25 protein-coding genes and 1 riboswitch are annotated in these 22,539 nt (G+C 56.6%); of the genes, 20 read left to right on the top strand and 5 right to left on the bottom strand.

Annotation, left to right across the window (positions count from 1 at the left end):
• Nucleotides 1–2: 2 nt before the first annotated feature.
• The 6 genes from tmk to WCG50_RS01320 all read left to right on the top strand — a co-directional run bounded on the left by tmk (nt 3) and on the right by WCG50_RS01320 (nt 4,089).
• Nucleotides 3–650, top strand: coding sequence for a dTMP kinase (tmk, locus tag WCG50_RS01345; RefSeq protein ID WP_336897755.1), 648 nt, complete (start codon nt 3–5; stop codon nt 648–650).
• On the top strand, nt 647–1,648 hold the full coding sequence (locus WCG50_RS01340; RefSeq protein WP_336897754.1) for a DNA polymerase III subunit delta': 1,002 nt from the start codon (nt 647–649) through the stop codon (nt 1,646–1,648). The genes tmk and WCG50_RS01340 overlap by 4 nt, the downstream gene beginning before the upstream one ends.
• A gap of 9 nt (nt 1,649–1,657) precedes the next feature.
• Nucleotides 1,658–2,020 (top strand): PilZ domain-containing protein, encoded by a 363-nt coding sequence (locus WCG50_RS01335; RefSeq protein ID WP_336897753.1) that lies wholly within the window; start codon nt 1,658–1,660, stop codon nt 2,018–2,020.
• Nucleotides 2,021–2,091: 71 nt separating this feature from the next.
• A complete protein-coding gene (locus WCG50_RS01330; protein ID WP_336897752.1) occupies nt 2,092–2,886 on the top strand; it encodes a TatD family hydrolase in 795 nt (264 codons plus the stop codon).
• Nucleotides 2,887–2,909: 23 nt separating this feature from the next.
• On the top strand, nt 2,910–3,566 hold the full coding sequence (locus WCG50_RS01325) for an ankyrin repeat domain-containing protein (RefSeq protein WP_336897782.1): 657 nt from the start codon (nt 2,910–2,912) through the stop codon (nt 3,564–3,566).
• Nucleotides 3,567–3,654: 88 nt separating this feature from the next.
• Nucleotides 3,655–4,089 (top strand): C40 family peptidase, encoded by a 435-nt coding sequence (locus WCG50_RS01320; RefSeq protein ID WP_336897751.1) that lies wholly within the window; start codon nt 3,655–3,657, stop codon nt 4,087–4,089.
• Between the two features lie 43 nt (nt 4,090–4,132).
• On the opposite strand, the gene WCG50_RS01315 is transcribed toward WCG50_RS01320, so the two are convergent.
• The 3 genes from WCG50_RS01315 to WCG50_RS01305 all read right to left on the bottom strand — a co-directional run bounded on the left by WCG50_RS01315 (nt 4,133) and on the right by WCG50_RS01305 (nt 5,773).
• Nucleotides 4,133–4,951, bottom strand: a complete 819-nt coding sequence (locus tag WCG50_RS01315; RefSeq protein WP_336897750.1) for a sulfite exporter TauE/SafE family protein — start codon at nt 4,949–4,951, stop codon at nt 4,133–4,135.
• A 241-nt stretch (nt 4,952–5,192) separates the two neighbouring features.
• The gene (locus WCG50_RS01310) at nt 5,193–5,546 is read right to left on the bottom strand and encodes a cell division protein ZapA (protein ID WP_336897749.1); all 354 of its coding nucleotides are present in this window, start codon (nt 5,544–5,546) and stop codon (nt 5,193–5,195) included.
• Nucleotides 5,543–5,773, bottom strand: a complete 231-nt coding sequence (locus tag WCG50_RS01305) for a DUF904 domain-containing protein (protein WP_336897748.1) — start codon at nt 5,771–5,773, stop codon at nt 5,543–5,545. The genes WCG50_RS01310 and WCG50_RS01305 overlap by 4 nt, the downstream gene beginning before the upstream one ends.
• 34 nt (nt 5,774–5,807) lie before the next feature.
• A riboswitch (cobalamin riboswitch) is annotated at nt 5,808–6,044 on the top strand.
• A 109-nt stretch (nt 6,045–6,153) separates the two neighbouring features.
• On the opposite strand from WCG50_RS01305, the gene WCG50_RS01300 reads away from it, so the two are divergent.
• The 13 genes from WCG50_RS01300 to cobT all read left to right on the top strand — a co-directional run bounded on the left by WCG50_RS01300 (nt 6,154) and on the right by cobT (nt 19,206).
• Nucleotides 6,154–8,067, top strand: coding sequence for a TonB-dependent receptor (locus tag WCG50_RS01300; protein ID WP_336897781.1), 1,914 nt, complete (start codon nt 6,154–6,156; stop codon nt 8,065–8,067).
• Nucleotides 8,068–8,098: 31 nt separating this feature from the next.
• Nucleotides 8,099–8,923: a cobalamin-binding protein gene (locus WCG50_RS01295; RefSeq protein ID WP_336897747.1), complete on the top strand. Its 825-nt coding sequence runs from the start codon at nt 8,099–8,101 to the stop codon at nt 8,921–8,923.
• Entirely contained in the window at nt 8,916–9,578 is a 663-nt protein-coding gene (locus WCG50_RS01290; protein WP_336897746.1) for a bifunctional adenosylcobinamide kinase/adenosylcobinamide-phosphate guanylyltransferase, read from the top strand. Before WCG50_RS01295 ends, WCG50_RS01290 begins: the two co-directional genes overlap by 8 nt.
• The gene (locus WCG50_RS01285; RefSeq protein WP_336897745.1) at nt 9,569–10,561 is read left to right on the top strand and encodes a helical backbone metal receptor; all 993 of its coding nucleotides are present in this window, start codon (nt 9,569–9,571) and stop codon (nt 10,559–10,561) included. Before WCG50_RS01290 ends, WCG50_RS01285 begins: the two co-directional genes overlap by 10 nt.
• Nucleotides 10,558–11,580: an iron ABC transporter permease gene (locus tag WCG50_RS01280; RefSeq protein ID WP_336897744.1), complete on the top strand. Its 1,023-nt coding sequence runs from the start codon at nt 10,558–10,560 to the stop codon at nt 11,578–11,580. Before WCG50_RS01285 ends, WCG50_RS01280 begins: the two co-directional genes overlap by 4 nt.
• 8 nt (nt 11,581–11,588) lie before the next feature.
• Nucleotides 11,589–12,353 carry an ABC transporter ATP-binding protein gene (locus WCG50_RS01275; protein ID WP_336897780.1) on the top strand — a complete coding sequence of 255 codons (765 nt, stop codon included), beginning with the start codon at nt 11,589–11,591 and terminating at the stop codon, nt 12,351–12,353.
• 73 nt (nt 12,354–12,426) lie between these two features.
• On the top strand, nt 12,427–12,996 hold the full coding sequence (gene cobO, locus WCG50_RS01270) for a cob(I)yrinic acid a,c-diamide adenosyltransferase (protein ID WP_336897743.1): 570 nt from the start codon (nt 12,427–12,429) through the stop codon (nt 12,994–12,996).
• Nucleotides 12,997–12,998: 2 nt separating this feature from the next.
• On the top strand, nt 12,999–13,634 hold the full coding sequence (gene queE / locus WCG50_RS01265; protein ID WP_336897742.1) for a 7-carboxy-7-deazaguanine synthase: 636 nt from the start codon (nt 12,999–13,001) through the stop codon (nt 13,632–13,634).
• 21 nt (nt 13,635–13,655) lie between these two features.
• Nucleotides 13,656–14,099, top strand: a complete 444-nt coding sequence (gene queD, locus WCG50_RS01260; RefSeq protein WP_336897741.1) for a 6-carboxytetrahydropterin synthase QueD — start codon at nt 13,656–13,658, stop codon at nt 14,097–14,099.
• A gap of 60 nt (nt 14,100–14,159) precedes the next feature.
• The gene (cbiB, locus tag WCG50_RS01255; RefSeq protein ID WP_336897740.1) at nt 14,160–15,290 is read left to right on the top strand and encodes an adenosylcobinamide-phosphate synthase CbiB; all 1,131 of its coding nucleotides are present in this window, start codon (nt 14,160–14,162) and stop codon (nt 15,288–15,290) included.
• On the top strand, nt 15,287–16,474 hold the full coding sequence (locus WCG50_RS01250) for an aminotransferase class I/II-fold pyridoxal phosphate-dependent enzyme (protein ID WP_336897739.1): 1,188 nt from the start codon (nt 15,287–15,289) through the stop codon (nt 16,472–16,474). The genes cbiB and WCG50_RS01250 overlap by 4 nt, the downstream gene beginning before the upstream one ends.
• A gap of 11 nt (nt 16,475–16,485) precedes the next feature.
• Nucleotides 16,486–18,084 (top strand): cobyric acid synthase, encoded by a 1,599-nt coding sequence (locus WCG50_RS01245; protein ID WP_336897738.1) that lies wholly within the window; start codon nt 16,486–16,488, stop codon nt 18,082–18,084.
• A 30-nt stretch (nt 18,085–18,114) separates the two neighbouring features.
• A complete protein-coding gene (gene cobT / locus WCG50_RS01240) occupies nt 18,115–19,206 on the top strand; it encodes a nicotinate-nucleotide--dimethylbenzimidazole phosphoribosyltransferase (RefSeq protein WP_336897737.1) in 1,092 nt (363 codons plus the stop codon).
• A gap of 173 nt (nt 19,207–19,379) precedes the next feature.
• On the opposite strand, the gene WCG50_RS01235 is transcribed toward cobT, so the two are convergent.
• Complete coding sequence (locus WCG50_RS01235) at nt 19,380–19,592, bottom strand: hypothetical protein (protein ID WP_336897736.1); 213 nt, start codon at nt 19,590–19,592, stop codon at nt 19,380–19,382.
• Nucleotides 19,593–19,638: 46 nt separating this feature from the next.
• Nucleotides 19,639–19,971: a hypothetical protein gene (locus WCG50_RS01230; protein WP_336897735.1), complete on the bottom strand. Its 333-nt coding sequence runs from the start codon at nt 19,969–19,971 to the stop codon at nt 19,639–19,641.
• A gap of 480 nt (nt 19,972–20,451) precedes the next feature.
• Here WCG50_RS01230 and WCG50_RS01225 point away from each other — a divergent pair, with 480 nt between their 5' ends.
• Nucleotides 20,452–22,488, top strand: a complete 2,037-nt coding sequence (locus WCG50_RS01225; protein WP_336897734.1) for an ATP-binding protein — start codon at nt 20,452–20,454, stop codon at nt 22,486–22,488.
• Nucleotides 22,489–22,539 lie beyond the last annotated feature (51 nt).

The following is a 22,539-nucleotide window of genomic DNA, read 5'->3' as shown; positions in this document are numbered from 1 at the left end:
GTATGAAAAAAGGTGGACTTTTTATCAGTTTTGAAGGCATCGATGGTGCTGGAAAATCAACCCACATTGACGGGTTGACGCAAGCGTTTAGGGCGCAGGGCAGGGCCGTCACACTCACCCGTGAGCCTGGCGGTACGCCATTGGCTGAAAAAATCCGAGCCATGGTCTTGAACGACCCGATGGATGCCATGACCGAGGCTTTGCTCGTCTTTGCCGCTCGCCGGGACCATTTGCAACAAGTGATCGAGCCCGCACTCATGCGTGGCGATGTGGTGCTGTGTGATCGTTTTACCGATGCCACCTTTGCCTACCAGGGGGGTGGTCGGGGGTTTGATCTTGAAACGCTATTAATTATGGAGCGCTGGGTGCAGACGAAACGGGGGCTAGAGGGTGATTTCATTAGAAACCCTGATCTGACCGTCTGGTTTGACCTGGCGCCGGAAATTGCGGCCCAGCGTCTGGCGGGCGCCCGAATCCCCGATAAATTCGAGGCCCAGCCGCTTGAGTTTTTCAGGCGCGTGTCAGAAGGCTACCGTCAGCGCATGAACGCGTCGCCCGGTCGTTTCGCCCGGATTGATGCCGACCAGGCGCGAGAAGCCGTTTGGCTTGACGTATTAAAATCAGTGATTGCCCGGAGCTGGCTGGTATGAGCGGCAACGCTTTAGCGCCCTGGATTGCAGTTCAGGCCAAACAATTATTGGCGCAACGCGGCCACGCCTGGCTACTGGCCGGGCCTTCTGGCTTGGGTCAATACAGTCTTGCTTTGGCCCTGGTTCGGGCCTGGTTGTGCGAACACCCCAACGAACAGGGTGCCTGTGACCAATGTGGCAGTTGCCATGCCATTGACGTACGCACCCATGCCGATTTGTGTGTGCTCATGCCTGAAACCGTCATGATTGAGCTGGGTTGGCCCCTGAGCGAAAAAGCCCAATCCGACATTGATGACAAAAAACGCAAGGCCAGCAAGGAGATTCGGGTGGATGCCATGCGCGATGCTGTGGAGTTTTCGCAGCGCACCAGTGCGCGGGGTCGTGGCAAGGCGGTGCTGGTGTTCCCAGCCGAACGCATGAACAATGTGACCGCCAATGCGCTGCTCAAGACCCTGGAGGAACCGCCAGGCGATGTGAAGTTTGTGCTGGCGAGTGAGGCGGCCCACCAACTCTTGCCCACTATTCGCAGCCGCTGTTTGGGGCACAGCATGGTCTGGCCCGACACTGTGACATCTTTAAAGTGGATTGAAGGGCAAGGCATAGCCTCCGCGCAAGCCAGCGTGATGCTGCGTGCCGCAGGAGGGCGTCCCGAGGATGCGCTGCTTTTTTCGCAATCTGGGCGCGACCCGCAGTCCTGGGTCAAGTTGCCTAAAGCCGTTGCGCGCGGCGATGTGAGCATCTTCAAAGATTGGTCACCAGCGCAAGCGGTTGATGCCCTGCACAAGCTGTGTCACGACGTCCTGGCTGTCAAAACCGGTGCGGCGCCACGTTTTTTTGAAGTTACGGACCTTCCTGCAGGCAGTTCTTTGTCTGCACTGACGACGTGGTCAAAAGCACTGGCCGCCACCACCCGCACGGTTGAACATCCTTTTAACGCGGGTTTGATGTTGGAGGCGCTTGTGAGTCAAGCCCAAAACGCCCTAAACTCAAGGCACTAGATTCTGCACATGAGCACCACCACACCCTCTACACCACGCCCCAGCGTCATTCAATTGGCGATCAAGGAAAAGTCGGCCCTCTACGCGGCTTACATCCCCCTGTTTTCAGAGGGCGGCGTTTTTATACCCACGGCGCGTGAATACAAGCTCGGTGACGATGTCTATGTGTTGTTGTCCCTGCCAGAAGACCCTCAGCGTTACCCGGTTGCGGGCAAGGTGGCTTGGGTGACCCCCGCCAAAGCGTCTAATAACCGGACCCAAGGTATCGGAATACTGTTTCCAAAAGACGAAAAATCGCGTGTTCTGAAACACAAAATTGAAGAGATATTGGGCGGCCATCTGGCCTCAGACCGAGCAACGCAAACGATCTAATCGATCTAACGGGTCTACTCAACCTATCGATGCAGAGTCAGTTTCTGCATGTCAGCTATTGTTAATTCATTATGTTTACCGATTCTCACTGCCACTTGAATTTTCCCGAATTGGTTTCTCAGCTTCCGGCTATTCGGCAAGCGATGAGCGAGGCGCAGGTTGATCGTGCCTTGTGTATCGCCACGACGCTGGAAGAGTTTCCAGCCGTTCACGCGTTGGCTACTGAATATGATAATTTTTGGGCAACCGTCGGCGTTCACCCAGACAACGAAAATGTCAAAGAACCCAGCCTTCAGGATCTATTAACTTTGGGTCAGCTGCCTCGGGTCGTCGCTATCGGTGAAACGGGTCTGGATTACTACCGCTTGGGTGAGCGCACGGTGGCTGACATGGCGTGGCAGCGCGAACGATTCATGACTCACATTCGCGCGGCCCGTCGGTTGGACAAACCCCTCGTCATTCACACCCGTTCGGCCTCGAATGATACTTTGGCGATTCTTCGCGAAGCGGGTGAAGATGGCTCCGCAGGATCTGCCGGCGGTGTGTTTCACTGTTTTACGGAGACCGCCGAGGTGGCGCGCGCCGCCTTGGACATGGGTTTCTACATCTCCTTTTCAGGCATTTTGACGTTCAAAAATGCGCAAGATTTGCGCGATGTGGCGGCATTCGTACCCCTCGACCGTATGCTGATCGAAACTGACAGCCCTTATCTGGCGCCCGTTCCTTATCGCGGAAAAACCAATAATCCCTCGTACGTTCCTTACGTTGCGGCTTGTATTGCTGAACTTAGAAAATGCACGTTGGAACAAATAGCCCAAACAACCAGCCATAACTTTGAGGTGCTCTTCAACGGGGTTTTGCAGTGAAGGTATTTGTGGTTTTAAATTTAATTAATAACTTTAAGAATTTCTTTTATCTTATTGTTTTAATTGGGTTTTCTGCGTCTCACGCAGGGTCGTTTGATGACTTCTTCATGGCGATTAAACGAGACGATGCGGGAGTCGTCAGCGCCTTGTTAAACCGCGGTTTTGATCCGAATACGCTTAATCCAGACGGTGAACATGGACTGATACTGGCGCTTCGCGAGCCGTCTTTGAAGGTGATCGCTGTCCTGATCAACTGGCCGAAAACCAACGTTGAAGCTCGAACGCTTCAAGACGAAAGCCCGCTGATGTTGGCTTCATTGCAGGGGTTGACTGATGTTTGCGAACAGCTCATTGTCAAAGATGCAGACGTTAACAAGCCTGGCTGGTCGCCGCTTCACTACGCCGCCACCAATGGTCACCTGTCCGTCATGACCTTGTTGCTCGACAACCATGCTTATATTGATGCCGCTTCACCCAACGGAACCACGCCGCTCATGATGGCCGCTCAATACGGAACGCCTTCGGCGGTCAAGTTGTTGCTTGAAGCCGGGGCTGATCCCACGTTAAAAAATGATTTGGGTTTGTCGGCCCTTGATTTTGCTCAACGCCCGAGTCGTCCGGATGTCATCGAGATCATTGCGTCTTTCATACGCAGCCGGCAATCCAACGGTAGCTGGTAACTTTAATATGCATTTATTCAGTGCTCTTCGCCTTAAGTTTTGGCAAATCTCCCTTCTTTTCCTTCTCGTTCTGGGAGGTTGCAGCACTGTGCCGTCGGTCAATCGGGGTTCTGTTTCGATTGATTCTTCTTCAGTCCCGTCGCGTCTGTCGCAAGGGCAGGCGAACGACATCACCATCTATGCGGTGGGCCTGGTCGGAACCCCGTATCGCTACGGCGGCAACACGCCAGACGCCGGCTTTGACTGCAGTGGCCTGATTGGCTACGTCTATCAGACGAGGGCCGGGGTTGCGCCTCCTCGAACCGTCGCCATGTTGCAAGATTGGGGTCGACCGGTATCTGGTGACAACATTCGCACGGGCGACCTGGTTCTCTTTGCGCAAGGCGACGTGCCCACCCATGCGGGTATTTATGTTGGAGATGGCCGTTTTGTGCACGCGCCATCTACGGGCGGTGAAGTCAGGCTTGACCGTTTGAATTCAAAATATTGGTCTTCCCAGCAGGTGGCCTTTCGTCGGCCATGAATTCGGTTGAAGCTGGCGCAGTGGGCCTTTGGATTCGCTCGATTCAGACCGTGGTCAATCCCCGGTAAAGCATATAGGCGGCCAGCAGATAAAGAATACTGGCGAAAACACGCTTCAGCGGTTTAACCGGAAGCTTGTGCGCTGCTTTGGCGCCCCAAGGTGCTGTTAACACGCTGCAACATGCAATCACACCCAGTGCGGGCAACCAGATGTAGCCAAAAGAATGGGGCGGCAGGTTTTGCAAGCCTTGACCACTGATGACGTAACCCACCACATTGGCCAGAGCAATAGGAAAACCCAGCGCAGCCGAGGTGGCTACTGCGTTGTGGATGGGGACATTACACCAGGCCATGAACGGCACACTCACAAAACCCCCGCCAGCTCCCACCAAGCCCGACAGGAAACCAATCACACCACCGGCGCCCACCAGTCCGACGGTCTCTGGTACTTGACGAGTGGGTGCGGGTTTTTTGTCCAGGAACATCTGGGTCGCCGAGAAACTCACAAAAGCAGCAAAAAAAAGGGCCAACCATGCACCCTTGAGAAGTGCAAAAACCCCCAGGCTGGCAATAACGCCCCCCAGCACAATACCTGGCGCCAGACCTTTGACGAGATCCCATCGCACGGCACCGCGCTTGTGGTGTGCACGCACGCTGGACAGTGAGGTGAAGAGGATGGTAGCCATGGAGGTTGCAATCGCCATCTTGACGGCCAGGTCAGGACTTAAGCCGCGGCCCGACAAGATGATTGTGATGAATGGCACCATCATCATGCCGCCGCCAACGCCCAACAGGCCAGCCAGAAAGCCAGTCGTTAAGCCTAAAAGGGCAAGTTCAACGATCAACTGGGGTTCAAGAATCATGGGGGGTATATAAAAGGGAAGGTGTCTGCAGTGGCACCAGACCGGCATCCTGAACCGGGGTTCAGGTGGGCGAGGTCAGCTGATCATTGGGTCCATCTAACGCGAGATGGTCACGCCTGACCAGCGATGTTCCAAGCCCGGGCTCTAAGAGCATTGGTACAAGAAATATAAAGCCCAGCGAACACTGCAGACACTGAATATTGTAGAGCTGGAATGCGCCAGGATGGACAAAAATCGTGGTTTAAAACAAACGCCCGTCCTCACCCAGAGCAACATTCAGGCGACCCAGAAGAGCGGAGAGTGTGGGGTCATTGCCCTCAGCTTGATCACCCAGCAAGCTGCCTTGCATCATGGCGGGCGGTGTTGCCCGCTCTGGCACTATCGGTTTGACAGTATCGTGATCTGCCAAATCAAAGGCCAGGTTGAGCGCTGCCAGAACAGCGATGCGGTCACGGGCGCGAACTTTTCCGCCATCGCGGATTTTGCACATAGCGGTATCCACACGTTCGACGGCTTCCAGCAAGCGGGAGTCGCCCCCTTCAGGGCAACCCAGCAAATAGCTTTGGCCCATGATCTGCACTTCAAGTTGTTTCATGAGGCACCATTTTGAAGAGGGGTGGCAATTGATTCGGGGAGCCGCTCAAGGAGTGCATCGACCCGTGCGCGGGCAGCGCCGAGCCGGGATTTGAGTGAATCGCGTTCTTGGGTGAGGGATTCGACCTGAGCGCCGAGCAGTGCATTAGTGCGCTGCAGCTCTTCGTAACGGACGAGCAAACGCTCAACACGCTCGGCAATCTGGTCGATTTGAGATGGGTTCGACATAGCCGCCTATTGTAGGGTTTGGATCAGCTTGAGGTTGTAGAATCCTCCCGTTGGTGCTCGCGGCGTGGTTCACACGGCGCAGTTCAACGGGAAGCAGGAGGGAGAAGCTGTTAACAGCCAACCTAACCTGCGCTGCCCCCGCAACGGTAAGTGGACGAATCCTTTGATTCCGCTTCCATCACGGCCACTGAGCGTTCTGAACATGCGCTTGGGAAGGCGATGGAGGTTGCTTCCACCAGCCCGGATACCGGCCAACACGGTGGTTGCACGCTTGCGTGCTGCCGTGACGCTCATGCACTGTCGGGGACGACGGTGAGGGTATTTATTGTTGATTCTTCGAATTTATGAAAACTTGTATTTCCTGCACACGCTTGTCCGTGATGACATTGGCTTTGGCCGCTGCATTTCCCGCTTTGGCGCAAACCCAAACGACACCAGTCCTGAAGGAGGTCGTGGTGACTGCGACGCGATTTGCTGAGCCTGCTGCATCGCTTCCATTTGGCGTCAGCGTTATTACGGCTGAAGAGATTCAGGCCTCGGGTGTTACTTCGGTCAATGAGGCAGTGATGAAGTTGCTGGGGGTTCCGGGGCGTCTGGATACTTCTGGTGGTAATAACTACACGCTGGATCTGCGGGGGTTTGGCATCACTGCTGACAGTAATCAGGTCGTCATTGTGGATGGTTTGCGTCTGAATGAGGGCGATCAATCGACCGCGGGGCTGTCGTCCATCCCCATTGATTCCGTCGAGCGGATTGAGGTTTTGCGTGGAACCGGCTCGGTGCTGTATGGCGAGGGCGCGACAGGCGGTGTCATTGTGGTGACGACCAGGGCGGGCTTAGGTGTGAAGCGCGTTAACTCGGCTCAACTGTATGCGGCCACCGGCAGCAACGGTTTGCAGGATGTTCGGGCGAATGTGGTGCTCGCCTCGGGTGGCTTCTCTATGGACATAGCTGCGGATGACCGCCGTAGTGATGGACACCGGGAAAATTTTGCTTCTGTTTCCAATGGCTTGAATGTTTCCGGGCAGTGGAGTAACGACTGGCTTCGCTTGGGTGCTCGGGCCGGCCAGAACTCGCTGGATAGTCGTCTTCCGGGTGCATTGACGGCGGCGGATTACGTTGCTGATCCTCGCAAGGCTAGCACCATAAGTGACTATGGCTCAATCAAGAAAGATAATTCTGGAGTTTTTGCCGAGGCCAGCGTGGGCGATTGGCAATTGGCCGCTGATGCGAACCAGCGTTCAAAGAAAAATATTGCGTTTATGTTGGGGTGGGGTGGGCTTCAAGGTTACAACGTGGAAGCGTCAAACTACAGCTTGCGAGCCCGCCACGAGGTGAAAATGGGCACGACTACCGCTAACGCCTTCGTGATCGGATACGACCAAAATAATTGGGATAGTGTCGTGACCCATACCACCTCACCCTATAAGTTGATTGGTACTTTGGCATCTGCCGATGCCACCGCTGTTTATTTTAAAGATGATCTAACTTTTCTCGCGACCGGAACCCGTTTGAGTGTTGGCTGGCGTTCGGAAGAAGTGAAAAAAGCAGAGGGATCATCGGGTACAAATTTGAATCCAACTCAGAGCGCGTGGGAGTTGGGTGTAAGTCAGTCTGTTCTGAATGATATGTTGCTTTACGGGCGGTTAGGCAGCAGTTATAGATTACCTAATGTGGATGATTTGGCTTCATTTTCATCAACCGTAACCATAAAAACCCAAACCTCACGCGATTTAGAGCTTGGTGCACGCTGGAAACTGCCAAGTGGTCAAGTTGAACTGCGCTGGTACCGAAATGACCTCAACAACGAAATTGGTTTTGACCCCATTGCCTACGTCAACATTAACTTTGACCCAACCCAAAGGCAAGGGCTGGAACTAGAGGTCAAGCAGGCCCTCAACGCGTCAGTAAACATGCGATTTAACGCGGCAATGCGCGAGGCAAAGTTTACGGGTGGCGTCTATGCCGGCAACGAAATGGCGCTGGTTCCCAAACAAACATTGGCCGTCAGAGCTGATTGGCATCCGCTGCCCGGCCATACCTTGGATGGGGGTGTGAATTGGGTCGCCGAGCAAAGCGCTGATTTCGCCAACGTTTGCAAAATGCCGAGTTACACCACAGTGGACTTGCGTTATGCCTACCAATTTCGCAATGCCGAGTTCGCCTTTGGTGTTGCGAATTTGTTGGATGAAAAATATTACACCCAAGCTTATTGGTGTGATGCAGGTGCTACGACGTCCATCTACCCCGAAGCCGGCCGTGCCTTCACCGCCTCCCTTCGCGTGAAGTTCTAAGCGCTCATCAGCTTCACCACAAGGAAAAATCATGTCTGACGATGCCCTGTTTCTAGCGGAACTTACTCCCCAACGCATCGTCTGCATGACCGAGGAAACCACCGAGTGGCTTTACCTGCTCGGTGAAGAAAGCCGCATTGTCGGCATCTCCGGTTACACCGTGCGACCAGCGCGGGCGCGGGCTGAAAAACCCCGCGTCAGCGCCTTCACCAGCGCCAAGATCGACAAAATCCTCGAACTCAAACCCGATTGCGTGTTCGGTTTTTCCGACATGCAGGCCGACATTGCCGCCGCCCTGATCCGTCAGGGCGTGCAGGTGACAGTGTTCAACCAGCGTAGCGTGGCCGAGATTTTTGCCATGCTGTACCAAGTGGCGGCGATGGTGGGGCAGGGTGCGCAAGGGTTGGAGAAGATTGCGCTCATGCAGCAGCAATTAGCAGCCATCAAAACACAAGCCGCCAGCCTGCCGCGTCGCCCCAAAATTTTCTTTGAAGAATGGGACGTGCCCCACATCAGCGCCATTAAATGGGTGTCCGAACTGATGGGTATTGCCGGGGGCGATGACTGCTTTCCTGAACTGGCAAGCCAGTCATTAGGCAAAAACCGCATCATTGCCGATGGCGATGAGATCGTCCGGCGCAACCCCGACATCATCATCGGATCGTGGTGTGGGAAGAAATTCCGGCCCGAAAAAGTGGCGGGCCGTCCCGGTTGGGAAAACGTCAATGCCGTTAAAAACAAACAACTGTTCGAGATCAAATCGGCCGACATCCTGCAACCCGGCCCCGCCTCGTTGACCGATGGTGTGGCGCAACTGCACCGCATCGTGATGGACTGGAGTCGCCTCCATGTTTGAACCTCGCCTAACGCTAGCCCGCAGCGAATTCATCCTGGGCGGTCAAAAAAGTGGCAAATCTCGCCGCGCAGAAATGCTGGCGCGCGACTGGCTGGCACAGTCCACCAGCCACCGCGCCGTGCTGATCGCCACCGCCCAGCCGTGGGATGACGAGATGCAGCAGCGCATTGCCCGCCACCAGACCGACCGGGCCGTGCGCGTGCCCGGCATGACCACCGTTGAAGAGCCGCTGGCGCTGGCTGAAAAAATCACCGAACTCAGCCGCCCCAACACACTGCTGGTGGTTGATTGCCTCACGCTGTGGCTGACGAATCAGATGATGCCAATGGCGTCATCCCTCACCCCAGCACTCGCCCAAGAGGATCTAGGGACTGTAGAGGCGGCTTCTGATCAAGAATTTTTAAGAAATCAGCCTCTAGCCCCCGTACATCATGCGCAAGCAGCTATTTTATTAATAGCAATCTCCAGCGCGCCCGGCCCAGTGATTCTGGTCGGTAACGAGATTGGCCTGGGCGTGATCCCGATGGGCTCCGAGGTGCGCGCCTTTGTCGATGCGCTGGGCACGCTCAACCAGCAAGTGGCCGGTGCCTGCCAGCGCGTCACCTTGATGGCGGCCGGTTTGCCACTGACTTTGAAAGAAACGCCATGGCAATGAATCAACCCAGTCGTTTTTTTGCGCTCTTTAGTCATCTCGGACGCGGGGCGGTAGTGGGTTTTGCGCAGGTCAAGGAGGAGCCCGCAACGCGGGCGGGGGACACGAAGCAGAACCCACTGCCGCCCCGCGTCCTGGCAGCACTGTCTTTGACCTTAGCGTTCACGCTTTCTGGTACCTCCCACGCCCTGCAAGTCACCGACGACCGGGGCCTGGTTGTTACTTTCGATAAAACCCCCATGCGCATCGTCAGCCTGTTGCCCTCGCTGACCGAGACCGTGTGCGAGCTGGGCCAATGCCAGCGCCTGGTCGGTGTTGATCGCTATTCAAACTTCCCGGCAAGCTTGCAAAAACTGCCGCAAGTGGGGGGCGGTCTGGACCCCAATATCGAAGCCATCGTGGCGCTCAAACCCGACGTGGTACTGATGGCTATTTCTTCGCGCGCTGGCGAACGCTTGCAGTCCCTGGGCATCAAGGTCGTGGCGCTGGAACCCAAAACCCATGCCGATGTGAAGCGCGTATTGGAAACAATCGGTCAGCTGTTGCAAGTGCCCGATGCCCAGCGCGTCTGGCGTGTGATTGATGCCGGCGTGCTGGCCGCAGCGCAGTCGCTGCCTGCCAAAGTCAAAAATACGCGAGTTTATTTTGAGGTCAACCGCGCGCCCTATGCCGCCGGTGAAGCCTCTTTTATTGGCGAAACACTGACGCGTCTCGGCGCTAAAAACATCGTGCCTGCCAGCCTCGGCCCGTTTCCCAAACTCAACCCCGAGTACGTCGTGCGCGCCAACCCCGATGTGATCATGGTCGGCGACCGCAACTACGCAGGCATGGAAGGACGCCCCGGCTGGCCCGGCATTCGCGCCATCAAGGAGCGTCGGGTGTGCGTATTTACCGTCGAGCAGTCTGATGTGGTGGTGCGCCCCGGGCCCCGCATGGCTGAAGGCGCCCGCATCATGGCCCAATGTTTAGGGGATAAATCGCAGTGACCGATATTTGCCGTCAGCAACGTATCGCCTCTTTGTTGGGGCTGGGCTTGTTGTTGGCAAGCGTTGCTTTGCTGTTGATCGGTGCCAGTGTCGGCAGCACCGGTTTTGAGAGTGTGCTTAAAGCCTGGTCAGACCCTGTAGCGATGCAAATCGTGTGGGACATTCGCCTGCCACGCACGCTGGGCGCCTGGACCGCAGGCGCGCTGCTTGGCCTGGCTGGCGCCGTGGCGCAAGGCTTGTTTCGCAATCCGCTGGCCGACCCGTATTTGCTGGGCAGCGCATCGGGCGCTTCGTTGGGCGTGTCGCTGGCGCTGGTGTTTTTTGGCGTGTCGCCGTTTGCCACCCAATGGCTGGTGCGCTTGGGGCTGACCGGGGCGGCGTTTGCCGGGGCGGTCGGTGCGGTGCTGCTGACGCTGCTGTTGGCCAAAGGCGTGCAACACACCTTGCGCCTGCTGCTGGCCGGGGTGATTGTGGGCGTGGTGCTGGGTGCTTTTGCCTCGCTCACGATGCTGATGGTGCCCGAAGTGACGCAGGCCATGCAGGCTTTTATGCTGGGTAGCACCGGCTTTGTGGGCTGGACTGCTTGCGCGCTGATGGCCGTAGTTTGGATGGTCTGCATGGTGGTGGCCTGGATGCTCAGCCATGCGCTGGATGGTCTCTCGTTGGGCGAAGCTACGGCCGCCAGTTTGGGCTTGCCGCTGGCGCAAATGCGCGTGGCGCTGGTCGCGGTAATGGCCTTGGCTACCGGTACGGCGGTGGCGCAGACCGGCTTGGTTGCCTTTGTGGGCTTGGCCGCGCCTCATCTGGTGCGCTCGGTGTGCAAAACCACCCATGGCCGCCTGATTTTTCTGTCCAGCCTGATGGGTGCCGTCTTGCTGATGGCCGCCGACATGCTGGCGCGTTGGCTGATCGCGCCTCAAGAGTTGCCGGTGGGCGTGCTCACGGCGGTACTGGGTGGCGGCTATTTGCTGTGGCTGATGCACCGTAGCACCCGTGCATCTTCTGGGGCTGCGCTGTGAAAAATACTATAAATTCAATAGCTATCCAGGCAGACGCCATAAGGGCTAGCCTCGGAAATGTTCAAGTTTTACATGGGATTGACCTCGCGTTGCAGAGTGGCTGCTGGACCAGCATCGTGGGGCCCAACGGCGCGGGGAAGTCAACCCTGCTCAAAGCTTTGGCCGGGCTGCTGCCCCACACCGGCACGGTCACGCTCTTGGGCCAGTCGTTGGCCAAAATGCCGGGCCGCATGCGGGCCCAGCAACTCGCCTGGCTGGGTCAAAACGAAAACTCAGGCGAAGATTTGACGGTCTGGGATGTCGCCATGCTGGGCCGATTGCCGCATCAACCCTGGTTGGCCGCCCCGAGTGTTGCTGATCAAGTCGCTGTCGAACAAGCATTGCGTGCCACCCAAGCCTGGGAGTGGCGTGGCCGAACGCTGGGCCAACTCTCCGGCGGTGAGCGACAGCGCGTGTTGCTGGCCCGCGCTTTGGCGGTGCAGGCGCAGGTGTTGCTGATGGACGAACCGCTGGCCAACCTTGACCCGCCGCACCAGGCCGACTGGCTGGTGGTAGTGCGCGATTTGATTGCGCAAGGAAAGACGGTGGTGAGCGTGCTGCATGAAATCTCGTTTGCGCTGCACGCCGACCAAATGGTCATCATGGCAAAAGGGAGCGTGACGCACCAAGGTGCCTGCGCCGACCTCGCCACCCATCGCGCCCTTGAAGATGTGTTTGACAAACGCATCACCATTCACGCCCTAGCTGAACAGTGGGTCGCTCTGCCTAATTAATGGGGGTCAGAACCTCATTAATTTCAAACTTTAGATTTTTCAAAACAATCGTGATCTGACCCCCATTAAAACTATGCACATCGAAACAGCTCCGACTGAGAAGCCCTACGAAAAAGCCGAAGGCGAACGCCGTGGCATCGTCATCGTCAACACCGGTGACGGCAAAGGCAAAAGCACGGCCGCCTTTGGTCTGGCCTTGCGGGCGCACGGGCGCGGCAAAGCGGTCAAGATTTTCCAGTTCATGAAAGTGCCCAGCGCCCGCTTTGGCGAGCACCGCATGTTCGAACAGTTGGGCATCCCGATTGAAGGTCTGGGCGACGGTTTTAGCTGGAAGAGCCAGGATCTGGAGCATTCCGCGCAGCTGGCCCGCGACGGCTGGCAAAAAGCCAAGACGGCCATCCTGAGCGGCGACTACTTCATGGTGACGCTGGATGAAATTACCTATCCCTTGATTTACGGATGGATGCCGATTGACGACGTGCTGGAGACCCTTAAAACCCGCCCCAGCCATGTACATGTGGTGCTGACTGGCCGCCGTTGCCCGCCGGAGATCATTGAGTTGGCCGACACCGTGACCGAGATGCAAATGGTGAAACACGCGTTCAAGGCGGGGATTCCGGCACAGCGTGGCATTGAGGATTGAGCATGACCTACAGCGTCAAAGAGATTTTTTACACCCTGCAAGGTGAAGGCCAGCACGCCGGGCGCCCGGCCGTGTTTTGCCGCTTTGCCGGTTGCAATTTATGGAACGGCGTTGAAGCCAGTCGGGCCAGTGCCGTTTGCCAGTTTTGCGATACCGATTTTGTCGGGACGGACGGCGTTGGTGGCGGCAAGTTCAACGACGCACCAACCTTGGCGGACCGCATTAACCAGCTATGGCCCGTGTCTTACCCGGATCACAAATATGTGGTGTTCACCGGCGGCGAGCCTTTGCTGCAATTCGATGTCGCGTTGATTGTCGCCCTGCACCAAGTGGGTTTTGAGATTGCCATCGAAACCAATGGCACCTTGCCGGTGCCCGAAGGAGTGGATTGGGTGTGCGTCAGCCCCAAAATGGGCGCCGAGTTGGTGGTGCTTCAGGGCAACGAAATCAAGGTGGTGATTCCGCAGATGGGGCAACCATTGTCCGAGTACGAAGCCCTCGCGTTTGAGCACCATTTTGTTCAGGCGATGGATGGCCCGTTGCAAAAAGAGAACTTGCAACTCGCCATTGCCTACTGCAAAGCGCATCCGCTGTGGAAGCTCAGTCTGCAGACGCATAAACTGCTTCAAATCCCTTAACTTCGCCCAGAAGCCCTGAACATGCTCACCATCACCCGAAAAATGGAATTCGATGCCGGTCACCGGATTCCTGACCACAACAGCCAATGCCGCAACCTGCATGGCCACCGCTACACCTTGCTCATCACCCTCACAGGAGAGGTGGTTGAAAAAGCCGGTGAATCCGACAACGGCATGATCATGGATTTTGGCGATATCAAGGCGCTGGCGAATCAGTATCTGGTCAACCTGTGGGACCACGCCTTTATCGTCTATCAGGGCGATACCCAGGTGCGCGAATTTCTGGACAGCATGCCGGACCACAAAACGGTCGTCATCGACCGCGTGCCGACGGTCGAAAACCTGGCCAAGATTGCCTTCGATACTCTAAAGGGCGTTTACCAGGATCGTTATGGCCGCCACCTGTCGCTGACCAAAATCACACTGTATGAAACCCCCAATTGCTGGGCTGAGATCGATGGTTAAGGCGAAGCCGTTGACGGTCAACTTTGTCTGCAATCTGCTAATTCAGACCTGATTTCTCCGATGTTTTTTACCTTCATTCCGCTCACCAGTACCGGCTTGGAGGCGTTTGTTTTTTCTGCGGCGTTGCTACTTGCCTTGGTGATCGACCACTTTTTAGGCGAGCCCGCATCGCGGTTTCACCCGGTGGTGTGGATCGGTAACTACCTTGCTTGGGCCGGGCGCAAGTTGCAGCGCGTGGCGCGGCAGGAGCTGTTGTTTACACCGCAGGCTGGCGCTGATCAAGCGCAAGACCTTAAGGCTTTCTGGCTTGCAGCCCTTACGTGGTCTGCGGGAGTAGCTATATTTAGCATAGCATCTTACTTGTTTCAAATCGGGTTGATGTGGTTGCCCTTGGTGCTTGGACCCTGGGCCGGTGGCGTGCTCGCGGCGCTGTTGCTGGGCGTGGCGCTTAAGCCGATGTTGGCCTGGGCGATGTTGCGCAGCGAGGTGCTGTCGGTTGAAGCCGCATTGAACCCCGCGCAAGGTGGTTCGCTGGCAGCGGGGCGTGAGCGCCTAAGCTGGCTGGTGAGTCGTGAGGTAACTCATTTGACTGAAACCCAGGTGCGCGAAAGCGCGATTGAGACACTGGCCGAGAACCTGAACGACTCGGTCGTCGCGCCGATTTTCTGGTTCGTTCTGCTGGGCCTGCCGGGTGCCGCGCTCTACCGGCTTGCCAACACCGCCGACGCCATGTGGGGTTACCGGGGTGTTTACAAGGGCCAAAACTGGGAGTGGGCGGGCAAGTGGGCGGCGTGGGCCGACGACGTGCTGAGCTGGATTCCGGCGCGCATCACCGCTTGGCTGCTGGCCTTGGTGTTCTGGCTGCAGACGCTGGCCAGTGCACGCCCGCAACTGATCGACGCCATCAGCCCCGATCAAAATGCGCCGGATTCAAACCCTTTTATGGCACGACTGCGCGACGAGGCACGCCGCACCGCGTCCCCCAACAGTGGTTGGCCGATGGCTGCGATGGCGCTGGCGCTGGGTGTGAGCCTGCAAAAACCGGGCGTCTATGTGCTCAACGCCGCCGGCCGAGCGCCGCTGGCGCAAGACACGCAGCAGGCCACCGTTTATGCATCAAAAGTGCTTGTAGCCCTCGTATTCATTGCGCAAGCAGCTATTTACTCAATAGCGTATGGAGTGAGCCGATGAACCCGCGCATTCACGGTGGCCCGGACGCTTTGGGCGTGCCAAGGTTTGATTTTTCGACCAACAGCAACGCCTGCGGCCCGTGCCCCAGCGCCTTGGCCGCCGTGCAGCAAGCCGATGCCACGCGCTACCCCGATGCCAGTTACACCCATCTGCGCGCGCAGTTGGCGCAGTTTCACGGGGTTGAGGCTGGGCGCGTGGTCCTGGCAGGCAGCGCCAGCGAGTTCATTTTCCGCATCACCGCGTATGTTGCGCAGCGGCTTAATGGCCAGACCGGACAGGACCAAACTGGCGAGTTGTCGGGCAGGGGCCAGATCCAAGGCCGCGTGTGCCTTCCGCCTCACAGCTACGGCGACTACGCTCAAGCCGCGCAAGCCTGGGGCTTGGCCGTGACGCGGCAAGCTGACAGCGCGCAATTGGTTTGGGCCTGCGAACCCTCCAGCCCGTTGGGTGGGGCGCACGCTTTGTGGCCAGCCGAACTAATCAACGCTTACCAAAGCGAAGTTCAAAGTGGAGATTCAAATTCAGCTTCGCAACCCGAAACTAACCGCTCTGAGCGCTTCAAAGGGGCTGGTCAAACACCGCTGGTACTCGACCGCGCCTACGAAACCCTACGTCTGAGCGGTCAGCCCAGCCTGACGGACGACAAACTTTCTCAAGTCTGGCAACTATGGACACCCAACAAAGCGCTGGGCCTTACCGGCGTGCGCGCTGCCTATGTGATTGCGCCGCTTGGCGCCGAAGAAACGGTCACCGCACTGGAGCGCTTGTGCCCGTCCTGGCCAGTCGGCGCTCATGGCGTGGCGATGCTGCAAGCCTGGGTGCAGCCTGAAGTGCATGCCTGGCTGGCCAGTAGTTTGCTGACCTTGAGAGCCTGGAAAACCCGCCAGATCACCCTGTTGCAAAACCTGGGCTGGCACTGTCTGCCCAGCGACGCCAATTTTTTCTGTGCGCGTCCAGCGCCGGGTTGTGACCTGTCAACTCTTCGCGCCAAAGGTATCAATCTGCGCGACACCACCTCGTTTGGCTTGCCTGGCCATGTGCGGCTCGGCGTGTTGCCGCCACAGGCGCAGGATGCGCTGGAATTTGAGTTGCAAAAGTGCGATGTGCCGGCCATTGAGGCTGCACAAAATCAACCAGAATTTAGTGTTCCGTTTAAAGCCAGCAGAACCACTGAGTTGGCCTGAAAAGTTAAAAAATGACAGATCCCCTAAAACCCCTTGCCAAATGCGTGATGGTGCTCGGCACCACCAGCGGTGCTGGCAAAAGCTGGCTGACCACCGCGCTGTGTCGCCACTACGCTCGTCAGGGCCTCAAAGTAGTCCCTTTCAAAGCGCAAAACATGAGCAACAACGCCCGCGTCGTGGCTGGCACTGTCTCCGCAGGCGCTGGTGTTGACGTGAGTTTGGCCAGTGCCGGTGGCGAAATCGGCAGCGCCCAGTACTTTCAGTCGCTCGCGGCCCGCGCCGTGCCCGAGGTGCGCATGAACCCGCTGCTGCTCAAGCCCGAGCGCGACACCCACAGTCAAGTCGTGATGATGGGGCAGGTTGATGAAGCGCTGACCGCCATGCCGTGGCGCGGGCGCAGCCTGAAGGTCTGGCCGCAGATTGCAGCAGCGCTTGACGAACTGATAGCCGAGAACGACGTGGTGGTGATTGAAGGCGCGGGTTCCCCAGCCGAGATCAACCTCTCAAGCAGCGACATCGTCAATATGCGAGTGGCGCTGCACAGCAACGCGGCTTGCCTACTGGTGACCGACATCGACCGCGGTGGCGCGTTTGCCCATCTGTACGGCACTTGGGCGCTGCTGCCGGAAAACGAGCGAACGCTGATCAAAGGCTTTGTGCTGAACAAGTTTCGCGGCGACGCCAGCCTGTTGGCCCCCGCGCCGCAGATGCTGCAAGACCTCACCGGCATTCCCACGGTGGCCACGCTGCCGATGTGGTGGCAGCACGGTTTGCCGGAAGAAGACGGGGTATTTGATGACCGCAGCACAGCCAAGGGTGCCGTGACAAAAACGGTGGCCGTCATCGCCTACCCGCGCATCAGCAATCTGGATGAGTTTCAACCGCTCAAGAACATTCCTGGTATTCGCCTGCAGTGGGTGCGCTCGCCCTCGGAGTTGGTGGGTCTGGTGCCGACCGACTGGATCATCCTGCCGGGCTCCAAAAACACCAGTGGCGACCTGGCCTGGTTGCGCGAGCAGGGACTGGACGCGGCCATTGCCAAGCATGCAGGGCAGGGCGGTGCGGTGCTGGGTATTTGCGGCGGCCTGCAACTGCTGGGCGAGGCGCTGATTGACCCGCACGGTATTGATGGCAATGCGCCCGGCTTGGGCTTGTTGCCCTTGGTCACCGTGTTTGAAACTGAAAAAACCGTGCGTCACACCCAGGCGGTGTTTGATGTCAGCATTGCCCTGCATGACAAGCTGTTTAAAACCGATGACGTGCATGGCGAAATCCAAATCAAAGTGTCGACGCCGTGGGCCACCTTGGCGGGTGTGCAAGTAACCGGCTACGAGATTCACCACGGCCAAACGGCGCAGCACCCTGCCATGGCCAAAGCCGGTGACGTGGCGCGCATCGTCATGCCCGGTGGCCTGGCCTGGCAGAACGCCTCAGGCAACGTGCTGGGCCTGTATTTGCACGGTCTGTTTGAAGATGCCGCCGCTTTGCAAGCCTTGTTTGGGGACAGCATGCAAGGCCCGGTACCGACGCTGGACGTCGTTTTTGATGGCCTGGCCGACTTCATTGAACAACATTTTGAAGCCGGTGTTTTAGCCGGTTTGATTGCCTGATTTTTTACTGAACCAACTCGAAGAACCCTTATGAACACGACTTTGCCGACCCTGGCTGACATCCGCGCACCCGCCCTCACGCAAGCCCTGCAACACAAGCTCAACAACAAAACCAAGCCGTTGGGCTCACTCGGTCGGCTTGAAGCGCTGGCGCTGCAGTTGGGTGAAATCCTGGGCACTGAATCACCGGTGATGGACCAGCCCCAAATGGTGGTGTTTGCCGGTGACCACGGTCTGACTGCCCGAGGTGTCTCCGCGTTTCCAAGCGATGTGAGCTGGCAGATGGTGGAGAACTTTTTGGCTGGAGGCGCAGCGGTGAGCGTGCTGGCACGCCAGAACGGCATCAGCCTGACTGTGGTTGACTGCGGCGTGAATCATGACTTTTTGGCCGGTCTGCCTGCAGGCACCCAGCGCCCCGGCTTGCTGGTGCGCAAGGTGGCCGGTGGTGAAAAGGGCACGGCCGATTCGTCGGCGCAAGCCGCCATGACCGCCGCCCAATGCCAGCAAGCGCTGCAAAACGGACGCGACATCGTCAAGGGTTTGCCGGGCAACGCGCTGTTGCTGGGTGAAATGGGCATCGGCAATACCTCGGCGGCATCCTTGCTGCTGGCCCGTTTGACCGGTCTGGACATTGAGGTGTGCACCGGCGCCGGTACCGGTCTGGACGCGCCTGCGGTAGTGCGTAAAACAGCGGTGCTGCGCGAAGTGCTGGCCTTTCATCCACAGGCAACCGCGCCGCTTGAAGCGCTGGCCGCTTTGGGGGGCTATGAGATTGCCACCATGGTCGGTGCGGTGATGCAAGCCGCTACCGAGCGCCGCGTGGTGGTGGTCGACGGCTTTATTGCCACCTCGGCAGTGCTGGTTGCGCATGCGCTGCAACCGCTGGTGTTGCAGTCATGCGTGTTTGCGCACCGCTCGGGGGAACGCGGCCATGAGTTCATGTTGCAGTACCTCGGCGTGCAAGCACTGCTCGATCTGGGCTTGCGTCTGGGCGAAGGCTCGGGTGCGGCGCTGGCGTGGCCGCTGTTGCAATCGGCCTGCACCATCCTGCGTGAGATGGCCAGTTTTGAGTCGGCCGGTGTCTCTGAAAAATCGGAGACTACGCCGGTTACTGCGGCCTGATTTCTAATCTGATTTGGTTGCGGCTGACTCCCTCCGCAGGAGGCTTCCTCAATCTAGCGCCTGGGCTTTATCCGCTACCAACAGCACCGGCGGTGAAGTGATATGCGAGACAGGGAAGAAATGGTTTCGCCCTCCCAGCGTTGGCCACACCGGCACACCCTCCCATGTGACGCTCAGGGTGTGGAAAGTGAGCTCGCCAAGCTGCTCAGGTTTTGCGCGTCGGTAAGCCACGGCGCAGCCTGGGCATAGACCTGCGCGTTCAACACATCGTTCATGCCCGCGACAACCAGCGCCACGACGGCGGACCACAGCGCACTCTGCAGCCTAGTTGTGCGCGAATCGAGCTGTGCATGCTCTTGCATATCGCGCGTCGTGTAAAACAACACTCGTTTAGCCAGGTACTCGCGTAGCAACGTGCGTACTGCGGCGGCCTTAACCTGGTTCAACAGATCGGCGCGAACGAACTCGGTGCCAATTGCGCTGGTCGTAGCGGCTCACGGCCATCGAGAAGCTGAAGCCAATGAAGAGGCTGAGCAGCGAGAGCACTAATACGATCAGCGGGGCGTTCAACATCGACATAGACGTAGTCGCTGGTTTATGGAACGCTGAAGACTTCTCAGCCTGCATTGGGAGCAACAGCGGCAGGGTCGCACGGAAAGTCCAATCGTACGCGCCACCATCAGTGCTGGTCGCGTAATAGCGCGGGCCGCCGCTGAACTCGATCGGCTGGCCGTCATGATTGCCTCTACGTAGGCGAAGAAACAAAAGTATTTACATCTATGCCATTCCTCGATTGAGAATTCGCATTAGTTTCATCCTTTAAAAAACTCGCGGCCCATTGCATTTGATAACTCGTGCTCCAGGAAGCCGCTGGTCGTGTGACCCTCAGACTCAGATTGTTGCGGTTAGCTGTTATTGCGGACGGCGAGTCAATCCTTGCATTTCGACCAAAAAATGTGTTTCGTCTGGGGGGAACTGGCGCAAGTGCTGGGTAAAATTGAACTTCGGGTTTGTTGGGTCCTATAGTTCAAAACTTCCTAATTGGAGGTTGCGGCTAGAAGGCATCTGAATATTCCGGTCGATCGGTGGTCGCTGACCAATGTTACGGTTCAGCATTACGTCTTCGACCTCACGCCAGACATGTTGAAAATTATCTATGCTTTGTGTATGTGCAAGGCCTAGTCTGTACTGACCTTCAGTCGATAACCGCCACATATTTTCGGACTAAGAATTTACCTTGACATCATGAACATTCAGCGCAAATGGAAGGAACACAGTGTCTGGCAAGCACTGGTGGGGTTGGTTATGGTTGCCGTGCTGCCGTTGCTAATCTTTGGTGGCGGCGTTGCCTGGATGATCGTTGACCAAAAGAAGTTGGCCATTGCTGATAACTTGAAGAGCACCACCAGTGCACTGAGAGTGGCTGTTGACCACGAATTGCTAGGTCAGATGAAGCAAGTCGAAATTCTGGCGACAGACGCCAGCCTCGACGCCGATAACTTGGCCGCTTTCATAATGAATGCCAAGCGAGTGATCGCAACCAACGGCAAATGGTTTACGGTGTCTCTGATCGATCCAAGATCGCATGCCATTGTCGCCACTACTGCTACACCGGTTGCGGGGGCGTTGGCCAGTGTTGCATCAAATGCAGTGGATGATGTTTTTAAGACGCGCAAGTCCATGATTGTTGGCGCGTTCACTTCTGGCGTCGTCACAAAGAAGCCGTTCTCCCTTCTCATGGCACCCGTCTTTCGCAACGATCAAGTTCGATTTGTGTTATCTGTCGCGATGGATCCCAATGCAATCAATAGTTTGTTTGCGGAACAGAATCTACCTTCGACATGGACGGGTGCAATCATTGACAGTCGTCTGGTATTAGCTGGCCGCTCACGTGACCCGGAACGCTATGTGGGTGTTCCTGCTACGCCCTCTCTGGCGAAACCGATTTCTGCTTCACAAAGCGGACTCTTCACCGCCATCAATCAAGAGGGAAACACCGTCTACACCGTATTCGACCGCTCAGTAGTGACCGGATGGTCGATGGTCATCGGTATTCCCGCAAAAGAAGTGGAAGAGCCGATTCAACTTGTCTTAAAGCAACTTATTCTGGCTGCTACAGCTCTGCTTGCTTTTGCGTTGGGTTTGGCATGGCTGGTTGGACTTGAGATCGTTCGAAGGCAGCAGGCTGAATCACAACTTAACAAAGATATTGAAGAAAAATCTGCACAGCTCGAGACAATCTTCGCTTTGAGTCCGGATGGTTTTGTATCTTTTAATGCAAGCCATTGCGTAAATTATGTAAGCCCGGCGTTCTCACGGCTTAGTGGATTTTCAATAAAGTCCGTTTTGGGGCTGAATGAATTTGATTTCTCAGAGAAGTTGGCAAGCGCATGCATTCCGACGCGGCGATTCAGTGGGATCGCATCCATGATGACGAAGCAGGTCGAGGACCAAGGTCGTGATCATCATTTTAAAAACACTATTGTCGTTGCCGCTCCCGGCAATAAGGTTCTCCGCATCGCATTACGGAAAGGTACTTCTGATTCGGTCTCACAAATTTTGCACATTCGTAATGTCACTCATGAAACTGAAGTTGAGAATCTTAAGAATGAGTTCTTGGCCACCGCAGCCCATGAATTGCGCACGCCAATGGCTAGCATTTTGGGGTTTTCCGAGGTGCTCCTCAATAGTGATTTCGACGAGGATGAACGACACGAAATGACGTCCATCATTCACAGGCAGTCAGTGCTAATCGCCAAGATCATTAACGATCTTCTCGACCTCGCCAGAATTGAGGCAAGAAGGGGTGATGACTTCATTCTGGAAACTGCAAACATTCATGACCTTGTCACGAAAACAATCAAAGACTTCAAAGTTCCCGAGCATCGCGACTTTCCTATAGTGGTTGCCGCATCCGAGTCACTCAATATCAACGTTGATTGTGGAAAATTTCAGCAGGCGTTAACCAACATAATTTCGAACGCCTATAAGTACTCCCCCGAAGGCGGCAATGTCATCATTAATTTCAGAATAAAAACCGAGAAAGACAGGCAGTTTGTTGGCGTAACCGTCATTGATCAGGGTATCGGCATGACAGCTGCTCAGCTAGAGCGAGTGTTCGAACGATTCTATCGTGCGGATACTTCGGGCAAAATTCCCGGAACGGGATTGGGCATGAATATTGTCCAAGAGATAATCGAAATTCACCATGGTCGTGTTGACGTTCACAGTACGATGGGCAAGGGGACGACGGTTACGGTTTGGCTGCCAAGAGCAATTTAGTCGAAACGATTGAGTGGACTAAATACTGCCGTTCTAGCCAGTCGCCTGTGT

It is taken from the genome of Rhodoferax sp., from assembly GCF_037143375.1.
GTDB lineage: Bacteria > Pseudomonadota > Gammaproteobacteria > Burkholderiales > Burkholderiaceae_C > Rhodoferax.
This window is presented reverse-complemented; position numbering and strand designations above follow the sequence as displayed.

Bases quoted from the DNA above. Each gene is read 5' to 3' on its own strand.
- tmk (WP_336897755.1), top strand. From the start codon at position 3: ATGAAAAAAGGTGGACTTTTTATCAGTTTTGAAGGCATCGATGGTGCT.
- WCG50_RS01340 (WP_336897754.1), top strand. From the start codon at position 647: ATGAGCGGCAACGCTTTAGCGCCCTGGATTGCAGTTCAGGCCAAACAA.
- WCG50_RS01335 (WP_336897753.1), top strand. From the start codon at position 1,658: ATGAGCACCACCACACCCTCTACACCACGCCCCAGCGTCATTCAATTG.
- WCG50_RS01330 (WP_336897752.1), top strand. From the start codon at position 2,092: ATGTTTACCGATTCTCACTGCCACTTGAATTTTCCCGAATTGGTTTCT.
- WCG50_RS01315 (WP_336897750.1), bottom strand. From the start codon at position 4,951: ATGATTCTTGAACCCCAGTTGATCGTTGAACTTGCCCTTTTAGGCTTA.
- WCG50_RS01310 (WP_336897749.1), bottom strand. From the start codon at position 5,546: ATGAAACAACTTGAAGTGCAGATCATGGGCCAAAGCTATTTGCTGGGT.
- WCG50_RS01305 (WP_336897748.1), bottom strand. From the start codon at position 5,773: ATGTCGAACCCATCTCAAATCGACCAGATTGCCGAGCGTGTTGAGCGT.
- WCG50_RS01300 (WP_336897781.1), top strand. From the start codon at position 6,154: ATGACATTGGCTTTGGCCGCTGCATTTCCCGCTTTGGCGCAAACCCAA.
- WCG50_RS01295 (WP_336897747.1), top strand. From the start codon at position 8,099: ATGTCTGACGATGCCCTGTTTCTAGCGGAACTTACTCCCCAACGCATC.
- WCG50_RS01290 (WP_336897746.1), top strand. From the start codon at position 8,916: ATGTTTGAACCTCGCCTAACGCTAGCCCGCAGCGAATTCATCCTGGGC.
- WCG50_RS01285 (WP_336897745.1), top strand. From the start codon at position 9,569: ATGGCAATGAATCAACCCAGTCGTTTTTTTGCGCTCTTTAGTCATCTC.
- cobO (WP_336897743.1), top strand. From the start codon at position 12,427: ATGCACATCGAAACAGCTCCGACTGAGAAGCCCTACGAAAAAGCCGAA.
- queE (WP_336897742.1), top strand. From the start codon at position 12,999: ATGACCTACAGCGTCAAAGAGATTTTTTACACCCTGCAAGGTGAAGGC.
- queD (WP_336897741.1), top strand. From the start codon at position 13,656: ATGCTCACCATCACCCGAAAAATGGAATTCGATGCCGGTCACCGGATT.
- cbiB (WP_336897740.1), top strand. From the start codon at position 14,160: ATGTTTTTTACCTTCATTCCGCTCACCAGTACCGGCTTGGAGGCGTTT.
- WCG50_RS01250 (WP_336897739.1), top strand. From the start codon at position 15,287: ATGAACCCGCGCATTCACGGTGGCCCGGACGCTTTGGGCGTGCCAAGG.
- WCG50_RS01245 (WP_336897738.1), top strand. From the start codon at position 16,486: ATGACAGATCCCCTAAAACCCCTTGCCAAATGCGTGATGGTGCTCGGC.
- cobT (WP_336897737.1), top strand. From the start codon at position 18,115: ATGAACACGACTTTGCCGACCCTGGCTGACATCCGCGCACCCGCCCTC.
- WCG50_RS01225 (WP_336897734.1), top strand. From the start codon at position 20,452: ATGAACATTCAGCGCAAATGGAAGGAACACAGTGTCTGGCAAGCACTG.